This is a genomic window from Budvicia diplopodorum, from assembly GCF_009800925.1.
GTDB lineage: Bacteria > Pseudomonadota > Gammaproteobacteria > Enterobacterales > Enterobacteriaceae > Budvicia > Budvicia diplopodorum.
Genome location: NZ_WOYF01000027.1, coordinates 1 through 17,651 on the forward strand (window position 1 = coordinate 1; position 17,651 = coordinate 17,651).

Genomic DNA, 17,651 nt, shown 5'->3' on the forward strand with positions numbered 1-17,651 from the left:
TGCGCTCGTACACGTCTTTGATGCTGGTTTGGTTCTCAACCGATTCCACCGACACGTTCTTGCCGGTGAGGCTGATATCTTTTTTCGCAATCACGTCCGAGCCTTTGATGGCTAAGTCGTTACCGGCATTCAGGCTATCGTTGGCCGGAAGTGCAGAGCCATATCACTTAAAAACTCCAGACACAAAAATAGACGCACAGCGGCGTCTATTAATCGGGACCTGCCGGAAATTAGCCGTTATTGGCGGACAATACCGTGTATAAAGCGGCCAGTTTCTCATGCAGAATAAACTGGAGTGACTCCGTTAGCGAAGCCTCATCGAGGTTAATGATTGCTGAGATAAGGGCAAGGCACTGTTCGGCCAGTTCTAACAAGTCGGTTGAGGTGGAATCAACAATATTAAGCATGGGAATGCCCTCCGTTTAACCGGTAACCGACTGAAACGGAAGATCGTTTATTCGATGCAGATCGAAAATTAGATCGGGTGAACGGTATAAATTTAGGGCGAATTTGGGTATGCTCTTTTGCAGCCATAGGGTTACTCCGAGTAACGTTGTGGTTAGAAACCCCGTTAGTGTTGATGCACTGCGGGGTTTTGCTTTTTGTGGGCGGAAAACCGCCTGCATAGGTACTGTATATTTCCCCATGGGGCGGGTCAATTGGTGTAAGGGCTTTTTGGATGGGGAATTTTGGATTTTGGGGATGGATCGCAAAAAAGAGAAAAATGATGGCGTGATTACAAAGTGGGTTATGTCAGCGTTCACTATGAAAAGCGAGCTACGCAGGTGTCCTGATTTTGTGATCCACTACAATCAGCAGTGAAGAGCAGATATTTATGACTGAGTTAGGCATACGGATCAACACTCTGCGCAAGGATGCCGGACACTCAGAACACCCGCGAGCTGTGGGGTTGCATCGAGGGCTTAAGCATGCAGCCCATCAACCGTAAGAAAGTGGCCCTGTGGCTTAAAGAGTTTCCGGGGGTACTCAACGACACCGGTGATGCGCCGGTGTTTAAGCGGGGGAACGGACATTTTGCAGGAGCGTAACGTCTGATAAAACTATCCCGGCTCATGGTTAAAGTGGCCGGGAGTTCAAGTGTATTAGCTCAGACTTGATCTGACAGGTTTAGTAGGTAGAACCCAATCAAAACTAACAGTCTGGTTTAAGCGAGGAACGGAAGTAACTCTTATGGCTCTAAATTTGTTAATTTTACTTGTAGTGCCGCTATTTCTTGATCAATAACATTAAATCCTTCATTGATAACATCCCTAAGTTCTGCATCAATATTTTTTATTCCTTGTGCATAACCCACCATTACGTCGGTTTTTACAGCACGCAATCCTTCATACATAGCTTTATTTTTATTATTATCAGCCATGTCAAAAAGGATTTTTTCATACTCTACAACAAGCTGATTGTTTGCTTTAAAGGTCTGTATTAGTGAACGAGCATATGTGTAAATATTAATTATTGAATCTCTTGCTGCGTCATTCAGTTTTGCAATGATCTTTGCGTTTTGCTCATAAAAAATAAAGTTATCATCTCCAACAGGGAAATTAATACGCAGCATTTTCCCCGGCTCAATGCTATCAATATGAGCTCTCATCCTTTTATTATATAGACTGATTACAGTGGAAACTTCCCCCTTAATTCCTTTTAATACAGATAACTGCAACTCAAGGGACTCCTTTTTAGCCTCTGCCCGAGTAATATTAGCCTCGCGGTCAACGCCTCTAAGAGTAAACAAGCCCCCAATGACCGCTCCAATTAAAGCGGTGATAAAGGATGATAACCATCCAGGAATACTATTTAAAAAATCACTAATCCCGCTCAAAATGACCATTATGATTCACCTCTCAGTCAATTTAGATCCATATAGACACAACGATATATAAAATTTAACCTTAAATTGCAGTTAACTTTTCTAAGTCTTATGGACATAATCTAAATGGAGATAAAACAAGCATGCCAATTATTTTATTTCTGCCCACTCGCAATGTTTAACGTCCGCTTCTGGCAAGAGCGGCCTGTCAGATTACGTTTAGCTCTGTGCTGTAACAGTGCCAGATCGAGTCTGAGCTAATACAGTTAAACGTAAGATCTATACCTCTGCCGAGATTTCCAATTTACAACGGAACCTTAGCCAACAATTCATTTACTTGGTCAGTATCTTCGGGATGTAAGTAGCGATATTTCTCACAGGCCAACCTGACATATTTAAAGCATATTTCTTCACTAACAATAACAGTATCATCTTCTTCTGGGGGATAGCCTACCGCAAACTCAACTCCTTCAAAATGTTCGCTTTCGTCATAACTATCCATGTCCGGAAAGTTGCAATAGGCACCATCAACACTCAATGTCCATCTTTTGGATAACAGCTCTATAGCCTCTAAAAACTTACCATCCTCATACATTCGGTCAAAATAGGACACGATGACTAAATTTAGCCCATTATCGACATCTTGTTGACTAAATAATTCTTTTCTCATTATTAACCTTAATTAGGATGAAAATTTCGTACTGTTCCAGTTGTTTTATCTACATATATTCTGAAACTCACACCATCGACAGTTACACTAGCTTGTCCATTTTTACTCGCCATTGCATCTTTATAACCTTTAGCCGCTGCTTGTTGCCCAAGGTCCAATATTTTCTTATCAGTGAAAATCTTAGGATCATAAACAGTTTTTGTTTCAAAAGTGTTCTTATAATCTCCAGTAAGATTTCCTGAACGATCTTTGATAGGGATTTGATACTTGACCTCGGTAATGCCCTTCACGCTAGTAGGTGTTTCACTCACAATTTTTAGATTATATTGTTTAACTGCATCATAAAATGCATTGGCATTATGACCACCTGAAATACCACTTTTTTGCGTAAATCCATCTACGGTTGATAAATGCTTGGGTTGATCAATGCGGAAGCTAACTCCCTCAGGATAAGCTGTTGCCCCCTTCGCCGCTTTACTATCACCTGATGTTCAGCACTGCATCATACAGGGATTTTCTATGTACACTCAATGAGTTATAACCCACTTTCGCCAGTGCATTCTGATGCTCCAACGTACAAGCCCCGACGCGCACTTTTGCGCCCGTTAGCCATTTTTACCCGACGCTGTTAAAGAGCCCTGAACCGACACAGTATACCGGCGGCGTCAGCCGCCGTTAACCCTTTGTTTTTACCTTTGACCTTGTCCTGTTAAGCGAACCTGTGACAGTTTCGCAGCTCGCTGCGGAACTGGCGCAGGTTGACCGGGGCGCGGGGTGGTAGACCCCGCAAGCAGAGCCTTTAACGGGGAAGCCCCCCTGGGGGCTGGATGGGCGTGAAGATGGCGAGCACGGCAACGAGCAAGGAGCCTGCGACTGCGAGCCGGGCGCAGCCAGCGCAATGGGTGGGCCGGGGGTAATAACAGCGGAGGCCGCAGGCCGACCAACAAGCAAGGGGGTTGACCTGACCGGCTTAAGTACGGGCGCTGACGGTGGGTTTGTTCACCGGAGCCGCCATGGACGGCGGCGACTGCGGAGCTGAAGAAGGTTGCTTAAGCTAACAGCAGAGGCGCAGCCTGTGCGCCACGCCGAACCGCGATGCCACAACCGGCGGCCAGCCGCTCACCGTTGCTGATGCAGCCGCGAAGCGCCCTTAACCCCAACGGCGCAGACATAACGTTTGTTACGCGTTGTGGGCCGTTCAGGCCCATTTCGCGTAATGCAACGTTATGTTGAATGACCGGTGAACGGGAACCGCACTGATGGACTGCGCTGAAGCCTATTCCCGGAACCGGGCATTTACCGCCGGGAACGCTGAAGGTGAGGGGCAAGAGGTGCGCAGGGATGCGCGCCTTTTGCCTGTGCGGACTCAGCCATGCTGAAGGAGACTAACCTAACTTTGCGAACCATCCGGCAACTCCGGTGCATCACTCGCGCTCAGGTCGGCCAGCAGCCCGGTTTCCTCGCCGCTGTCCCGTTGTTCCCGTCCTTCCAGACGTGCTGGATGGGTCGCCGTGTGGATCTCCTTTAGCGCACGGATGCTGACCTGCGCGTAGATTTGCGTTGTTTCTGGACTGGCATGGCCCAGCATCGCCTGTATCCAGCGCAGGTCTGCACCATTTTCCAGCATCAGCGTCGCCATTGTATGCCGGAACAGGTGACACGAGCCGCTTTTCCCAACATCCGCCTTGCCGATCAGCGTTCTGACCAGATGGCTGAGCCGGCTCACGCTGAACGCTTCGCCTTCCCGGGTCAGGAACAGTTTTTCACCGTGCCGATCGGCGTCTGCTCCGGGCAACACCAGTTCTGGCCGCACCTCATGCAGGTATCTTGTCGCCCACGTCAGCGCCCTGTCACCGATGGGAACAACCCTGTCTTTCCTGCCTTTACCCTGACGGACTGTTAACGTTCCCCGCTCGCTATCAATGCTGAACAGGTCGAGATTACGTAACTCGGCGCGTCTGATACCGGTGCTATAGAGCACTTCAAGGATGGCCCGATCGCGTATTCCCATCGGCGTGGTAATGTCCGGGACATTCATCACGCTGTCAGCTTCATCAGCCGTCAGGATAGCTTTAGGTAGCCGATGTTCTTGCCGGGGAAGGTCGAGATCGGCCGCTGGATTGGAGAGAATGAGGTGTGAACGTACCAGCCACCTGAACCATGCCCGTACCGGCGTCAGATAACTACGCTGTCCTCTGGCACTCATCGGCTGACCGTCACGTTTACGGTGCTGATACAGGTGGTGCTGATAGCGTTCCAGTATTGGCCGGGTTATCTCCTGTGGATACTGCAAGCCGCGTTCATCGCACCACAACAGGAAGCTGCGCAACATATCTTCCCACTTTTCCAGCGTGCCTTCTGAGTAGTGACGTACCCGCGCTGATTCCAGGAATGCCAGCATCTGGCGGTACAGGCTCTTTGGATCTTGCGCTGCGCTGCCAACCGGTATCCGGGGTTTACGCCTGACCTGATTAGCCATGTTGCACCTCCTGATTGATATCGGGGGCGACGGCAGTAGCACGTTTTCTTTTTCCTCTTATTACTGCATTTTCATCAGCCCCGACCGCTTGACCCGTTAAGCCTTGCTGGCTCTGGCCTGAAGCCACTTTTTTACTCTCCGACTGACCACCGACCACACCCCGACCGGGGGCCGACTGCTCGGCTTTCGACCCCGACCGGTTCACATTGCCCACGTCCAGCAGACCGCATAAGTGCGCGAGCCCGTTGTCATCACCGTCCCACAGCAAGCCGTATTCATAGGTCAGACCGCGCCGGTACAGCACCAGATATTCCATTTCCAGCAGCCTTGAGAGATGCACTTTTAGCTGCGTATCGCCCCAGCTCAACGCCGCCCGGACATCCCGCCGACTGAAGCGAACCTCTTCAACTTTCAGCGCCTGCCGTTCTGCAACATCCCGCACCATCTCACGCAGCAACACCAGTAACTTACGGGTCTGTGGCGGCATCTCGTCCAGCGTTCTTCCCAGCACCTCATGGGCCAGCCGGTTGGCCAGCTCGATATCTGAGCGTTCTACCTCGATATATTCCAGCCACGCGCCACGGTGCTGAACCCGCTTCACCGGTCGCTGATACTGGTGCAACAACGCGATGCTTTGTATCAGCGTCAGGTACTTCATATGGTCGCGTCGGGTACGGGTTTTATCACTGAGGAACGTCAGTTGCTGCGCGAACGGATTGACCACCTTTAGCGGTCGTAACAACCGCTGCGCGTTCTGATGCAGTGTCGTCAGATAACCTTTCTCCGACTCGGCCAGCAAGCCTTCCAGCGTCTGGTTATGCCGTTGCAACGCATGTATTGCCTGTGTCTGTTCGCGGCTTTCGTTAACCGTCAGCACCAGGCAGCGATTGAGTAGCTCTTCATCCACGTCGATAGCTGTGGTGGTTAACATCAGCATCACCGGGCCTTTGACGCTGTATTCTCGGGTCACCAGTTCGCCGCTTTGCTCGTTCTTGCCGGTGCTGGCGATTTTCAGCTCGCCGTCCGACTGCAACAGCTTCAGCGCATAGGCTGCTTGCCTGACGCCTTCCTCTTCGGCTATCGCCAGTATCTTGTGCTGAAGGCTGGTTTCACCCAGATAGTAGAGGCTCTGCCCGGTCATGGCGCTGTACTGGATACGCTCTTCTTCCGGCATCAGCCCCAGCACTGCATCCATCAGCGAGCTTTTACCAGCTGCACTGGAAGACTGGATAAGAACGGCCAGCGGCTTATCCAGTTTGCGGCTGACCGCCGCAAGATAGCCGGTTAACAGATTGGTCGATTCACCCACCACACCACAGGCCGCGAGGTCGTTCACTACCCGTTCCGCAAGAGTGGGGGATTTGAGTAACTCAAGGGCGGCGGCTTCATCGTCAGCCGAGACCACCACAGAGGTCGGCGCGTTCTCCGCTTGCTGGCGCTGCGCCTCGTCCTGCTTTTGCTCCAGCATCAGCAACACCCGCCCGGCCTCGCGTTTTATCACGGATACATCGCAACCCAGCTCTACCGCCGCCGCACTGATATACCCCTGACGGTGGCGGGAGCTGTACATATCCAGTTGATCAACATGGAAGCCGCCGGTTGTCTCGTCCCGTACCTGAACGTTAACTTTCATCACTTCCGGGATAGTGTTTTTCTGCCAGCCACGCACCCGCCACACGCGGGGGCCACTGCGTAACAGCAACTCACCGGCGGCGGTCTTTTCGCACGGTACCACATCAACCACCGGAGTCGGGACGGTTAAAAAAGAAGGGTTCACGCTACTTTCCGCAACAGTCTCATGGCTGAAGACGACACCCGGCCCGGAACCTTTTCCCATCCATGCCGCTTGCTGTAGCGCCAGCCCCAGCGCCGCTTCAGGATTACCGCTTTTCAGCGCGTAGTCATTGGCGTCCAGCCCTTGCGGGAACCGCACTCGCCACGCTTCTATCCCCGCTTCCAGCAGATCACCGGCTACATTTTCAGCCCCTTTATCACCGGCCTCGTCACGGTCGTAAGCGATTAACACCCGTTTCACGCCGTGATACTGCAACGCCGCAAGATGGGAAGCCCCGAACCCGTTACAGCCATACGCCGTGGTGACATTGCGGAACCCTGCGCACCAGAAGGTCATAGCGTCGATCAGCGCTTCACACAGGATCACTTCTGAGCTGGCTTTCAGCGCTTCTTCGTTCCACACACCAGTCAGCGGCGACGGCAGATAAAGATGTTTTGGCGATCCTTTCTGGATTTTATAATCAGGCTGGATACGTCGCCCGTAGAGCTGCAACACCCGTCCGCGATGGGCGACATTCGCCGACTCAGACCAGCCGGTAACCGGCATCACTACGCTGCCCCGGAAGTGATCCTGTTTGGTGGTCGAACGCAACACGCCCAGCCCGGCCAGCCGTTCGCGTAGTCGCTTTCCTTCACCGCTGGCCGGTGACGGTAATATTCCGGCCTCACCGGAGACACCGTGTAACCCGGCGAACCCTAAGCGGAAGTGACTGACCAGTTCCGGGTGATTTAACCCTCGCTTTACCAGCCACTCCTGCGCCTCGGGCGATCCCAGCAACTGCCGGTGATAGAAGTCGATAACCTGATTAAGCAGCGCCTGGCCGTCATCATCCAGATCGGCCAGTTTCTGGCGCGGTGCCACGGGTTCAGCCGGGACAGCTAAAGAAGAGGTTGATTCACCCTCGCGCAAGGATTTCACTGCTTCAGGCAGCGACTGATTGCAGGTTTTCATCTGCCAGTCGATAACGGAACCTGCTGCACCACAGCCGAAGCAGTGATAAAGATTTTTGGCCGGGCTGATAACTAACGAGGGGGTTTTCTCCGCATGGAACGGGCACAGCATCACGTAGTCTTTGCCCTGTTTTTTCAGCTTATGACCCTGCGATTCGGCCAGCATCAGCAGCGACACATTACGCTTTAACTCGTCGATTTCGTGTTTGGGGATGCGGGGCATAAGTGAGATTCCTTTAAAAAATGCGTCAAGGTCTTTATTGACCTATTTTATACAGGTCTATATAATACTTTCAAGGGTTAATTTTCAGAGGGGGATATAGCATGTTGAGCAAACAACTAACGTGGCTGTGTTTGTCCATGACTGACTTCGGTAAAAACCTCTCAACCATCCGTAAATCTAGACAGTTAACCCAACTGGAACTTGCTGACTTATTAGACGTTCAACCACGTATGATTGGACGCTGGGAACAAGGTCAGGCCAAGCCTCAGTTCGATTACATTATTAAACTGGCACAGATCCTTGAGGTCACTATTGACCATTTATTATTAGGCGGGGAAGGACTGAGTATTCCGGTGTTTGATATTAAAAATAAGCGGTTAAAAGAACTGTGTAAGCAAGTAGATACGTTGAAGCCTGAAGATCAGGAAGTGATTTGTCATTTTCTGGATATGGCGATCACGCAGGATAAAATTAAGCAGGTAATACGGTTAACTAAATGATATTTAACGCGGTTGAAGTGAGTTTGCACCTCACAACAACCGCTCACCACAACCAACTAAGTAGGAGTTGATTTATGGCTAAGCACGATTGTAGTTCAGATTCAACGATTTCCAAAACACAACGCCGTTATAAAGTGGGCTATGTCAGCGTTCGCCACGAAGACCGCAGAACCCATATGACCACCTATTACAACCGCCATCCCAGCCTGCACCTGAAGGGCGACTGGCTAAAAGAAGCGGGGTTTGAGACGGATACACCGGTTATTGTCGCTGTGGAGCAGGGGCAACTGGTTATTCGGCCTGTGGTTGAGTGACGGATAAAAATATCCCGGCTCATGATTGAGCCGGGATTATATATTTAATAAAAATCGTCTTGTTTTAGCTGCTTACCTGTTGCAACCACTTCATCCTTATCAAAAGATAACAGGTATTCTTCATCGTAAAGTTTCACAGAGTATCCATAAAGAATCCCATCTTCTTCACTAACACCCATTACACCCCCCTTCTTACCAGCATATTTTCTATTCTTATCTTTACAGTTAGGTAATATCTCAACTTCTTGATAAAAATTTATTTTCTTGTCCATTAAATCCGCCATTTTCGGTTATTTATGAGTTATTTTTCCATCCAGGGATACATTTAAATGAGAGCCATCTCTTGTCGCCCAACCAAGCTGAGCTTTACCTTTAGGGGATAGCTGAACGTCCCATTCGAATGCCTGGCCCGCCGTACGAGAAGGGCCTTTTACCCATTCATTACCGAACTTATCGAGGTAACCATTACTGGGACCTCTGGGAAGTGGATTACTGGATGAATAATTACTATCTGGAACAAAGCGGATCTTACCTTCGGTTGGAAGCTCAACATATTTTATACGGCCTTTAGTCGACCATGGTTGAGCTGCCCCGCCAGTGCCTGCCGGGTTAAAAGGCGGTTCTTCAACATACGAAATTTTATTTCCAGCAGTCGTCCCTTTTGCCGCTTTACTATCACCTGATGTTCAGCACTGCATCATACAGGGATTTTCTATGTACACTCAATGAGTTATAACCCACTTTCGCCAGTGCATTCTGATGCTCCAACGTACAAGCCCCGACGCGCACTTTTGCGCCCGTTAGCCATTTTTACCCGACGCTGTTAAAGAGCCCTGAACCGACACAGTATACCGGCGGCGTCAGCCGCCGTTAACCCTTTGTTTTTACCTTTGACCTTGTCCTGTTAAGCGAACCTGTGACAGTTTCGCAGCTCGCTGCGGAACTGGCGCAGGTTGACCGGGGCGCGGGGTGGTAGACCCCGCAAGCAGAGCCTTTAACGGGGAAGCCCCCCTGGGGGCTGGATGGGCGTGAAGATGGCGAGCACGGCAACGAGCAAGGAGCCTGCGACTGCGAGCCGGGCGCAGCCAGCGCAATGGGTGGGCCGGGGGTAATAACAGCGGAGGCCGCAGGCCGACCAACAAGCAAGGGGGTTGACCTGACCGGCTTAAGTACGGGCGCTGACGGTGGGTTTGTTCACCGGAGCCGCCATGGACGGCGGCGACTGCGGAGCTGAAGAAGGTTGCTTAAGCTAACAGCAGAGGCGCAGCCTGTGCGCCACGCCGAACCGCGATGCCACAACCGGCGGCCAGCCGCTCACCGTTGCTGATGCAGCCGCGAAGCGCCCTTAACCCCAACGGCGCAGACATAACGTTTGTTACGCGTTGTGGGCCGTTCAGGCCCATTTCGCGTAATGCAACGTTATGTTGAATGACCGGTGAACGGGAACCGCACTGATGGACTGCGCTGAAGCCTATTCCCGGAACCGGGCATTTACCGCCGGGAACGCTGAAGGTGAGGGGCAAGAGGTGCGCAGGGATGCGCGCCTTTTGCCTGTGCGGACTCAGCCATGCTGAAGGAGACTAACCTAACTTTGCGAACCATCCGGCAACTCCGGTGCATCACTCGCGCTCAGGTCGGCCAGCAGCCCGGTTTCCTCGCCGCTGTCCCGTTGTTCCCGTCCTTCCAGACGTGCTGGATGGGTCGCCGTGTGGATCTCCTTTAGCGCACGGATGCTGACCTGCGCGTAGATTTGCGTTGTTTCTGGACTGGCATGGCCCAGCATCGCCTGTATCCAGCGCAGGTCTGCACCATTTTCCAGCATCAGCGTCGCCATTGTATGCCGGAACAGGTGACACGAGCCGCTTTTCCCAACATCCGCCTTGCCGATCAGCGTTCTGACCAGATGGCTGAGCCGGCTCACGCTGAACGCTTCGCCTTCCCGGGTCAGGAACAGTTTTTCACCGTGCCGATCGGCGTCTGCTCCGGGCAACACCAGTTCTGGCCGCACCTCATGCAGGTATCTTGTCGCCCACGTCAGCGCCCTGTCACCGATGGGAACAACCCTGTCTTTCCTGCCTTTACCCTGACGGACTGTTAACGTTCCCCGCTCGCTATCAATGCTGAACAGGTCGAGATTACGTAACTCGGCGCGTCTGATACCGGTGCTATAGAGCACTTCAAGGATGGCCCGATCGCGTATTCCCATCGGCGTGGTAATGTCCGGGACATTCATCACGCTGTCAGCTTCATCAGCCGTCAGGATAGCTTTAGGTAGCCGATGTTCTTGCCGGGGAAGGTCGAGATCGGCCGCTGGATTGGAGAGAATGAGGTGTGAACGTACCAGCCACCTGAACCATGCCCGTACCGGCGTCAGATAACTACGCTGTCCTCTGGCACTCATCGGCTGACCGTCACGTTTACGGTGCTGATACAGGTGGTGCTGATAGCGTTCCAGTATTGGCCGGGTTATCTCCTGTGGATACTGCAAGCCGCGTTCATCGCACCACAACAGGAAGCTGCGCAACATATCTTCCCACTTTTCCAGCGTGCCTTCTGAGTAGTGACGTACCCGCGCTGATTCCAGGAATGCCAGCATCTGGCGGTACAGGCTCTTTGGATCTTGCGCTGCGCTGCCAACCGGTATCCGGGGTTTACGCCTGACCTGATTAGCCATGTTGCACCTCCTGATTGATATCGGGGGCGACGGCAGTAGCACGTTTTCTTTTTCCTCTTATTACTGCATTTTCATCAGCCCCGACCGCTTGACCCGTTAAGCCTTGCTGGCTCTGGCCTGAAGCCACTTTTTTACTCTCCGACTGACCACCGACCACACCCCGACCGGGGGCCGACTGCTCGGCTTTCGACCCCGACCGGTTCACATTGCCCACGTCCAGCAGACCGCATAAGTGCGCGAGCCCGTTGTCATCACCGTCCCACAGCAAGCCGTATTCATAGGTCAGACCGCGCCGGTACAGCACCAGATATTCCATTTCCAGCAGCCTTGAGAGATGCACTTTTAGCTGCGTATCGCCCCAGCTCAACGCCGCCCGGACATCCCGCCGACTGAAGCGAACCTCTTCAACTTTCAGCGCCTGCCGTTCTGCAACATCCCGCACCATCTCACGCAGCAACACCAGTAACTTACGGGTCTGTGGCGGCATCTCGTCCAGCGTTCTTCCCAGCACCTCATGGGCCAGCCGGTTGGCCAGCTCGATATCTGAGCGTTCTACCTCGATATATTCCAGCCACGCGCCACGGTGCTGAACCCGCTTCACCGGTCGCTGATACTGGTGCAACAACGCGATGCTTTGTATCAGCGTCAGGTACTTCATATGGTCGCGTCGGGTACGGGTTTTATCACTGAGGAACGTCAGTTGCTGCGCGAACGGATTGACCACCTTTAGCGGTCGTAACAACCGCTGCGCGTTCTGATGCAGTGTCGTCAGATAACCTTTCTCCGACTCGGCCAGCAAGCCTTCCAGCGTCTGGTTATGCCGTTGCAACGCATGTATTGCCTGTGTCTGTTCGCGGCTTTCGTTAACCGTCAGCACCAGGCAGCGATTGAGTAGCTCTTCATCCACGTCGATAGCTGTGGTGGTTAACATCAGCATCACCGGGCCTTTGACGCTGTATTCTCGGGTCACCAGTTCGCCGCTTTGCTCGTTCTTGCCGGTGCTGGCGATTTTCAGCTCGCCGTCCGACTGCAACAGCTTCAGCGCATAGGCTGCTTGCCTGACGCCTTCCTCTTCGGCTATCGCCAGTATCTTGTGCTGAAGGCTGGTTTCACCCAGATAGTAGAGGCTCTGCCCGGTCATGGCGCTGTACTGGATACGCTCTTCTTCCGGCATCAGCCCCAGCACTGCATCCATCAGCGAGCTTTTACCAGCTGCACTGGAAGACTGGATAAGAACGGCCAGCGGCTTATCCAGTTTGCGGCTGACCGCCGCAAGATAGCCGGTTAACAGATTGGTCGATTCACCCACCACACCACAGGCCGCGAGGTCGTTCACTACCCGTTCCGCAAGAGTGGGGGATTTGAGTAACTCAAGGGCGGCGGCTTCATCGTCAGCCGAGACCACCACAGAGGTCGGCGCGTTCTCCGCTTGCTGGCGCTGCGCCTCGTCCTGCTTTTGCTCCAGCATCAGCAACACCCGCCCGGCCTCGCGTTTTATCACGGATACATCGCAACCCAGCTCTACCGCCGCCGCACTGATATACCCCTGACGGTGGCGGGAGCTGTACATATCCAGTTGATCAACATGGAAGCCGCCGGTTGTCTCGTCCCGTACCTGAACGTTAACTTTCATCACTTCCGGGATAGTGTTTTTCTGCCAGCCACGCACCCGCCACACGCGGGGGCCACTGCGTAACAGCAACTCACCGGCGGCGGTCTTTTCGCACGGTACCACATCAACCACCGGAGTCGGGACGGTTAAAAAAGAAGGGTTCACGCTACTTTCCGCAACAGTCTCATGGCTGAAGACGACACCCGGCCCGGAACCTTTTCCCATCCATGCCGCTTGCTGTAGCGCCAGCCCCAGCGCCGCTTCAGGATTACCGCTTTTCAGCGCGTAGTCATTGGCGTCCAGCCCTTGCGGGAACCGCACTCGCCACGCTTCTATCCCCGCTTCCAGCAGATCACCGGCTACATTTTCAGCCCCTTTATCACCGGCCTCGTCACGGTCGTAAGCGATTAACACCCGTTTCACGCCGTGATACTGCAACGCCGCAAGATGGGAAGCCCCGAACCCGTTACAGCCATACGCCGTGGTGACATTGCGGAACCCTGCGCACCAGAAGGTCATAGCGTCGATCAGCGCTTCACACAGGATCACTTCTGAGCTGGCTTTCAGCGCTTCTTCGTTCCACACACCAGTCAGCGGCGACGGCAGATAAAGATGTTTTGGCGATCCTTTCTGGATTTTATAATCAGGCTGGATACGTCGCCCGTAGAGCTGCAACACCCGTCCGCGATGGGCGACATTCGCCGACTCAGACCAGCCGGTAACCGGCATCACTACGCTGCCCCGGAAGTGATCCTGTTTGGTGGTCGAACGCAACACGCCCAGCCCGGCCAGCCGTTCGCGTAGTCGCTTTCCTTCACCGCTGGCCGGTGACGGTAATATTCCGGCCTCACCGGAGACACCGTGTAACCCGGCGAACCCTAAGCGGAAGTGACTGACCAGTTCCGGGTGATTTAACCCTCGCTTTACCAGCCACTCCTGCGCCTCGGGCGATCCCAGCAACTGCCGGTGATAGAAGTCGATAACCTGATTAAGCAGCGCCTGGCCGTCATCATCCAGATCGGCCAGTTTCTGGCGCGGTGCCACGGGTTCAGCCGGGACAGCTAAAGAAGAGGTTGATTCACCCTCGCGCAAGGATTTCACTGCTTCAGGCAGCGACTGATTGCAGGTTTTCATCTGCCAGTCGATAACGGAACCTGCTGCACCACAGCCGAAGCAGTGATAAAGATTTTTGGCCGGGCTGATAACTAACGAGGGGGTTTTCTCCGCATGGAACGGGCACAGCATCACGTAGTCTTTGCCCTGTTTTTTCAGCTTATGACCCTGCGATTCGGCCAGCATCAGCAGCGACACATTACGCTTTAACTCGTCGATTTCGTGTTTGGGGATGCGGGGCATAAGTGAGATTCCTTTAAAAAATGCGTCAAGGTCTTTATTGACCTATTTTATACAGGTCTATATAATACTTTCAAGGGTTAATTTTCAGAGGGGGATATAGCATGTTGAGCAAACAACTAACGTGGCTGTGTTTGTCCATGACTGACTTCGGTAAAAACCTCTCAACCATCCGTAAATCTAGACAGTTAACCCAACTGGAACTTGCTGACTTATTAGACGTTCAACCACGTATGATTGGACGCTGGGAACAAGGTCAGGCCAAGCCTCAGTTCGATTACATTATTAAACTGGCACAGATCCTTGAGGTCACTATTGACCATTTATTATTAGGCGGGGAAGGACTGAGTATTCCGGTGTTTGATATTAAAAATAAGCGGTTAAAAGAACTGTGTAAGCAAGTAGATACGTTGAAGCCTGAAGATCAGGAAGTGATTTGTCATTTTCTGGATATGGCGATCACGCAGGATAAAATTAAGCAGGTAATACGGTTAACTAAATGATATTTAACGCGGTTGAAGTGAGTTTGCACCTCACAACAACCGCTCACCACAACCAACTAAGTAGGAGTTGATTTATGGCTAAGCACGATTGTAGTTCAGATTCAACGATTTCCAAAACACAACGCCGTTATAAAGTGGGCTATGTCAGCGTTCGCCACGAAGACCGCAGAACCCATATGACCACCTATTACAACCGCCATCCCAGCCTGCACCTGAAGGGCGACTGGCTAAAAGAAGCGGGGTTTGAGACGGATACACCGGTTATTGTCGCTGTGGAGCAGGGGCAACTGGTTATTCGGCCTGTGGTTGAGTGACGGATAAAAATATCCCGGCTCATGATTGAGCCGGGATTATATATTTAATAAAAATCGTCTTGTTTTAGCTGCTTACCTGTTGCAACCACTTCATCCTTATCAAAAGATAACAGGTATTCTTCATCGTAAAGTTTCACAGAGTATCCATAAAGAATCCCATCTTCTTCACTAACACCCATTACACCCCCCTTCTTACCAGCATATTTTCTATTCTTATCTTTACAGTTAGGTAATATCTCAACTTCTTGATAAAAATTTATTTTCTTGTCCATTAAATCCGCCATTTTCGGTTATTTATGAGTTATTTTTCCATCCAGGGATACATTTAAATGAGAGCCATCTCTTGTCGCCCAACCAAGCTGAGCTTTACCTTTAGGGGATAGCTGAACGTCCCATTCGAATGCCTGGCCCGCCGTACGAGAAGGGCCTTTTACCCATTCATTACCGAACTTATCGAGGTAACCATTACTGGGACCTCTGGGAAGTGGATTACTGGATGAATAATTACTATCTGGAACAAAGCGGATCTTACCTTCGGTTGGAAGCTCAACATATTTTATACGGCCTTTAGTCGACCATGGTTGAGCTGCCCCGCCAGTGCCTGCCGGGTTAAAAGGCGGTTCTTCAACATACGAAATTTTATTTCCAGCAGTCGTCCCTTTTGCCGCAGGCGCAACACCATCAACGACCTTGGGCCCCACAACCATCGCTGCTGCCATAAACGCAGTATTCGAACCCCGTTCAAGCAAGACTAAGTTTCGTGCGGCCTCTATACTTATCCCGGTACTCGACACTAAGTTCTGTGCCTTAAACTCATTAAATGCTTCAGCATCCCTTACTGCGAGCTCAAATTGTAACGCTGAGATTTCCTTATGACCATCGTATTGATCCTTATATTTACTTAATAGGTAATGATAATACGGATCGTCTTTATCAAGCTGACCTTCAAAGGACTGTCCGGCCAGCGATAGCTCTTTTCTCATCGCTCCACACTGTTCAGAACTCAGACTCTTACAGGCGTTGTATAGCGCGTCATTTCTGGCTTCACTGACATCGTTCCAGTCATCAATGGCGGCCTGAGCTTTCACTTTTTCTTCCCCTTTCAGGTACGGAAGCATGCGTTCTAAATCTTTTTTTGCCTTATCTTCCGGCCCACTCAGCCAGTTATTCACCGCTGAGTTATACCCGGCCCCGGCCGCTGTCGCCATAGACTCCGAGCTATCCCCGGCTGCACCACCAATCGCACCCGCCACAATCATTGACAGCGCTGCGATCGTTTTACGTTCTTCCTCAGTCAGCCTTTCAGGCCTTTTATCGTACAGCTGATCCGTGAGCAGTTGCGCGACCAGCTCTCCGCTCACGGCTCCGGTTGCACCGGCAAGGGCACTGGTGCCGGAACCCTGCGCAACCGCTGCACCGACAATAGCATGGGCAATAGCATTAGCCACTTTACCTTCAGTATGCTTCTTCACTTCGTGAGCGAGATACGGTGCCGAAGCTGCCGCTGCCGCATTCCCCACGCTGCCGCCGCCCATTGCCACTGAAAGCGCTGCACCGGCTGCCTGTATGGCACGGCCTACGTCGCTGCCGGTGCCATACTTCTTCATCTGAACTTCATATTCTTTCTGGTAAGCGGCGTTGTAAACCACGTTATAGGTGGCTTCGTTAAGCTGCTCCTGCGTCGGGTTAGTGATATTTTGCTTGGCCAAATCCTCTCGCGCCTGAGCCTGAATGGCCGGGTCTTTGGATGCGGCTTCTTTACCCGCATCCGCTTCTTCGGTCGCTTTATCCTGCGCGGCCTTCACGCCAATATTGGTCGCAATCGTGCCAACCTGCTGAACAATCTCACCCGCCAGCGTAATGGCCGCCAGCTTGTTCTGCTCTTTCTCGGCGTCGAAGATTTTATCCAGCACGTCGTTGGCATGTTGCGTATCGTTGCTGAGCGCTGCCACGTCCTGCTTTTGATTCTCTTTATCACGAATGGTGATATTGCCCGCCGCAATCGCCGAATTGGTGGTGCTCGAGGCTTTCTCGCCGTACATCACCACAATCGGCGTGGTCGGTACGCCCGGGAAGCCCATTGGCGCACCGCCGCCGGTGCCGACGCTGATTGACAGGTGGCTGACGTCGTACTCGGCCTTGTTCTTAATATCGCTCCAGCCGAGCGTGCCGGTGTCGAGGTTGTTCTTATCGGCGGTGGCCTCAGAGGCAATCACCGCGCCGTCGAGTTGGGTATGGCCGCCAACGGTGATGTCATAGCCGCCCTTGCCGGCAAAAATACCGGCCTGCTCATTGACGCTGGCCCAGGTGCTGTCCATTTTGTCCATCACCAGACCCAGACTCATATCAAAGCCTGAGCCGTAGCTGCCGCTGACGTTGAGTGAAAAACTTTCGTAGCTGTAGTCGTCGGTATCCTGTAGCGACCTGACGGTCAGGTCG

Annotated in this window: 17 protein-coding genes and 1 pseudogene; 4 read left to right on the forward strand and 14 right to left on the reverse strand. The window is 52.3% G+C overall.

The window, feature by feature from the left end:
• Positions 1-230 precede the first annotated feature (230 nt).
• The 7 genes and pseudogenes from GVI43_RS15415 to GVI43_RS15445 all read right to left on the reverse strand — a co-directional run bounded on the left by GVI43_RS15415 (position 231) and on the right by GVI43_RS15445 (position 7,942).
• Entirely contained in the window at positions 231-407 is a 177-nt protein-coding gene (locus tag GVI43_RS15415; protein WP_159567731.1) for a hypothetical protein, read from the reverse strand.
• Positions 408-1,189: 782 nt separating this feature from the next.
• Positions 1,190-1,846 carry a hypothetical protein gene (locus GVI43_RS15420; RefSeq protein ID WP_246201873.1) on the reverse strand — a complete coding sequence of 219 codons (657 nt, stop codon included), beginning with the start codon at positions 1,844-1,846 and terminating at the stop codon, positions 1,190-1,192.
• Positions 1,847-2,129: 283 nt separating this feature from the next.
• Positions 2,130-2,495 carry a ribonuclease toxin immunity protein CdiI gene (gene cdiI / locus GVI43_RS15425; RefSeq protein ID WP_159567732.1) on the reverse strand — a complete coding sequence of 122 codons (366 nt, stop codon included), beginning with the start codon at positions 2,493-2,495 and terminating at the stop codon, positions 2,130-2,132.
• A gap of 8 nt (positions 2,496-2,503) precedes the next feature.
• Positions 2,504-2,962: pseudogene (locus tag GVI43_RS15430) on the reverse strand (CdiA family toxin C-terminal domain-containing protein); the annotation flags it as partial.
• A gap of 582 nt (positions 2,963-3,544) precedes the next feature.
• On the reverse strand, positions 3,545-3,823 hold the full coding sequence (locus GVI43_RS15435) for a hypothetical protein (protein WP_159567733.1): 279 nt from the start codon (positions 3,821-3,823) through the stop codon (positions 3,545-3,547).
• Positions 3,824-3,885: 62 nt separating this feature from the next.
• Positions 3,886-4,974, reverse strand: a complete 1,089-nt coding sequence (gene xerC / locus GVI43_RS15440; protein WP_159567734.1) for a site-specific tyrosine recombinase XerC — start codon at positions 4,972-4,974, stop codon at positions 3,886-3,888.
• On the reverse strand, positions 4,967-7,942 hold the full coding sequence (locus GVI43_RS15445; RefSeq protein WP_159567735.1) for a CHC2 zinc finger domain-containing protein: 2,976 nt from the start codon (positions 7,940-7,942) through the stop codon (positions 4,967-4,969). The genes xerC (GVI43_RS15440) and GVI43_RS15445 overlap by 8 nt, the downstream gene beginning before the upstream one ends.
• 101 nt (positions 7,943-8,043) lie before the next feature.
• Here GVI43_RS15445 and GVI43_RS15450 point away from each other — a divergent pair, with 101 nt between their 5' ends.
• Both GVI43_RS15450 and GVI43_RS15455 read left to right on the forward strand, forming a co-directional pair.
• On the forward strand, positions 8,044-8,442 hold the full coding sequence (locus GVI43_RS15450; protein WP_159567736.1) for a helix-turn-helix domain-containing protein: 399 nt from the start codon (positions 8,044-8,046) through the stop codon (positions 8,440-8,442).
• A gap of 74 nt (positions 8,443-8,516) precedes the next feature.
• The gene (locus GVI43_RS15455) at positions 8,517-8,756 is read left to right on the forward strand and encodes a SymE family type I addiction module toxin (protein WP_159567737.1); all 240 of its coding nucleotides are present in this window, start codon (positions 8,517-8,519) and stop codon (positions 8,754-8,756) included.
• A gap of 44 nt (positions 8,757-8,800) precedes the next feature.
• On the opposite strand, the gene GVI43_RS15460 is transcribed toward GVI43_RS15455, so the two are convergent.
• The 5 genes from GVI43_RS15460 to GVI43_RS15480 all read right to left on the reverse strand — a co-directional run bounded on the left by GVI43_RS15460 (position 8,801) and on the right by GVI43_RS15480 (position 14,398).
• Positions 8,801-9,028: an Imm31 family immunity protein gene (locus GVI43_RS15460; RefSeq protein ID WP_159567738.1), complete on the reverse strand. Its 228-nt coding sequence runs from the start codon at positions 9,026-9,028 to the stop codon at positions 8,801-8,803.
• Positions 9,029-9,046: 18 nt separating this feature from the next.
• Complete coding sequence (locus tag GVI43_RS16105; RefSeq protein WP_159567741.1) at positions 9,047-9,394, reverse strand: polymorphic toxin type 17 domain-containing protein; 348 nt, start codon at positions 9,392-9,394, stop codon at positions 9,047-9,049.
• 606 nt (positions 9,395-10,000) lie between these two features.
• Positions 10,001-10,279, reverse strand: coding sequence for a hypothetical protein (locus GVI43_RS15470; protein WP_159567733.1), 279 nt, complete (start codon positions 10,277-10,279; stop codon positions 10,001-10,003).
• Between the two features lie 62 nt (positions 10,280-10,341).
• Entirely contained in the window at positions 10,342-11,430 is a 1,089-nt protein-coding gene (gene xerC / locus GVI43_RS15475; protein ID WP_159567734.1) for a site-specific tyrosine recombinase XerC, read from the reverse strand.
• The gene (locus GVI43_RS15480) at positions 11,423-14,398 is read right to left on the reverse strand and encodes a CHC2 zinc finger domain-containing protein (RefSeq protein WP_159567735.1); all 2,976 of its coding nucleotides are present in this window, start codon (positions 14,396-14,398) and stop codon (positions 11,423-11,425) included. Before GVI43_RS15480 ends, xerC (GVI43_RS15475) begins: the two co-directional genes overlap by 8 nt.
• A 101-nt stretch (positions 14,399-14,499) precedes the next feature.
• Here GVI43_RS15480 and GVI43_RS15485 point away from each other — a divergent pair, with 101 nt between their 5' ends.
• Both GVI43_RS15485 and GVI43_RS15490 read left to right on the forward strand, forming a co-directional pair.
• Positions 14,500-14,898: a helix-turn-helix domain-containing protein gene (locus tag GVI43_RS15485; protein ID WP_159567736.1), complete on the forward strand. Its 399-nt coding sequence runs from the start codon at positions 14,500-14,502 to the stop codon at positions 14,896-14,898.
• Between the two features lie 74 nt (positions 14,899-14,972).
• Positions 14,973-15,212 (forward strand): SymE family type I addiction module toxin, encoded by a 240-nt coding sequence (locus GVI43_RS15490; protein ID WP_159567737.1) that lies wholly within the window; start codon positions 14,973-14,975, stop codon positions 15,210-15,212.
• A 44-nt stretch (positions 15,213-15,256) separates the two neighbouring features.
• Here the strand turns inward: GVI43_RS15490 and GVI43_RS15495 are convergent, their stop codons facing one another.
• Positions 15,257-15,484 (reverse strand): Imm31 family immunity protein, encoded by a 228-nt coding sequence (locus GVI43_RS15495; RefSeq protein WP_159567738.1) that lies wholly within the window; start codon positions 15,482-15,484, stop codon positions 15,257-15,259.
• 18 nt (positions 15,485-15,502) lie between these two features.
• On the reverse strand, positions 15,503-17,651 hold a 2,149-nt coding region (locus tag GVI43_RS15820; protein ID WP_211959115.1), incomplete at its 5' end, for a polymorphic toxin type 17 domain-containing protein.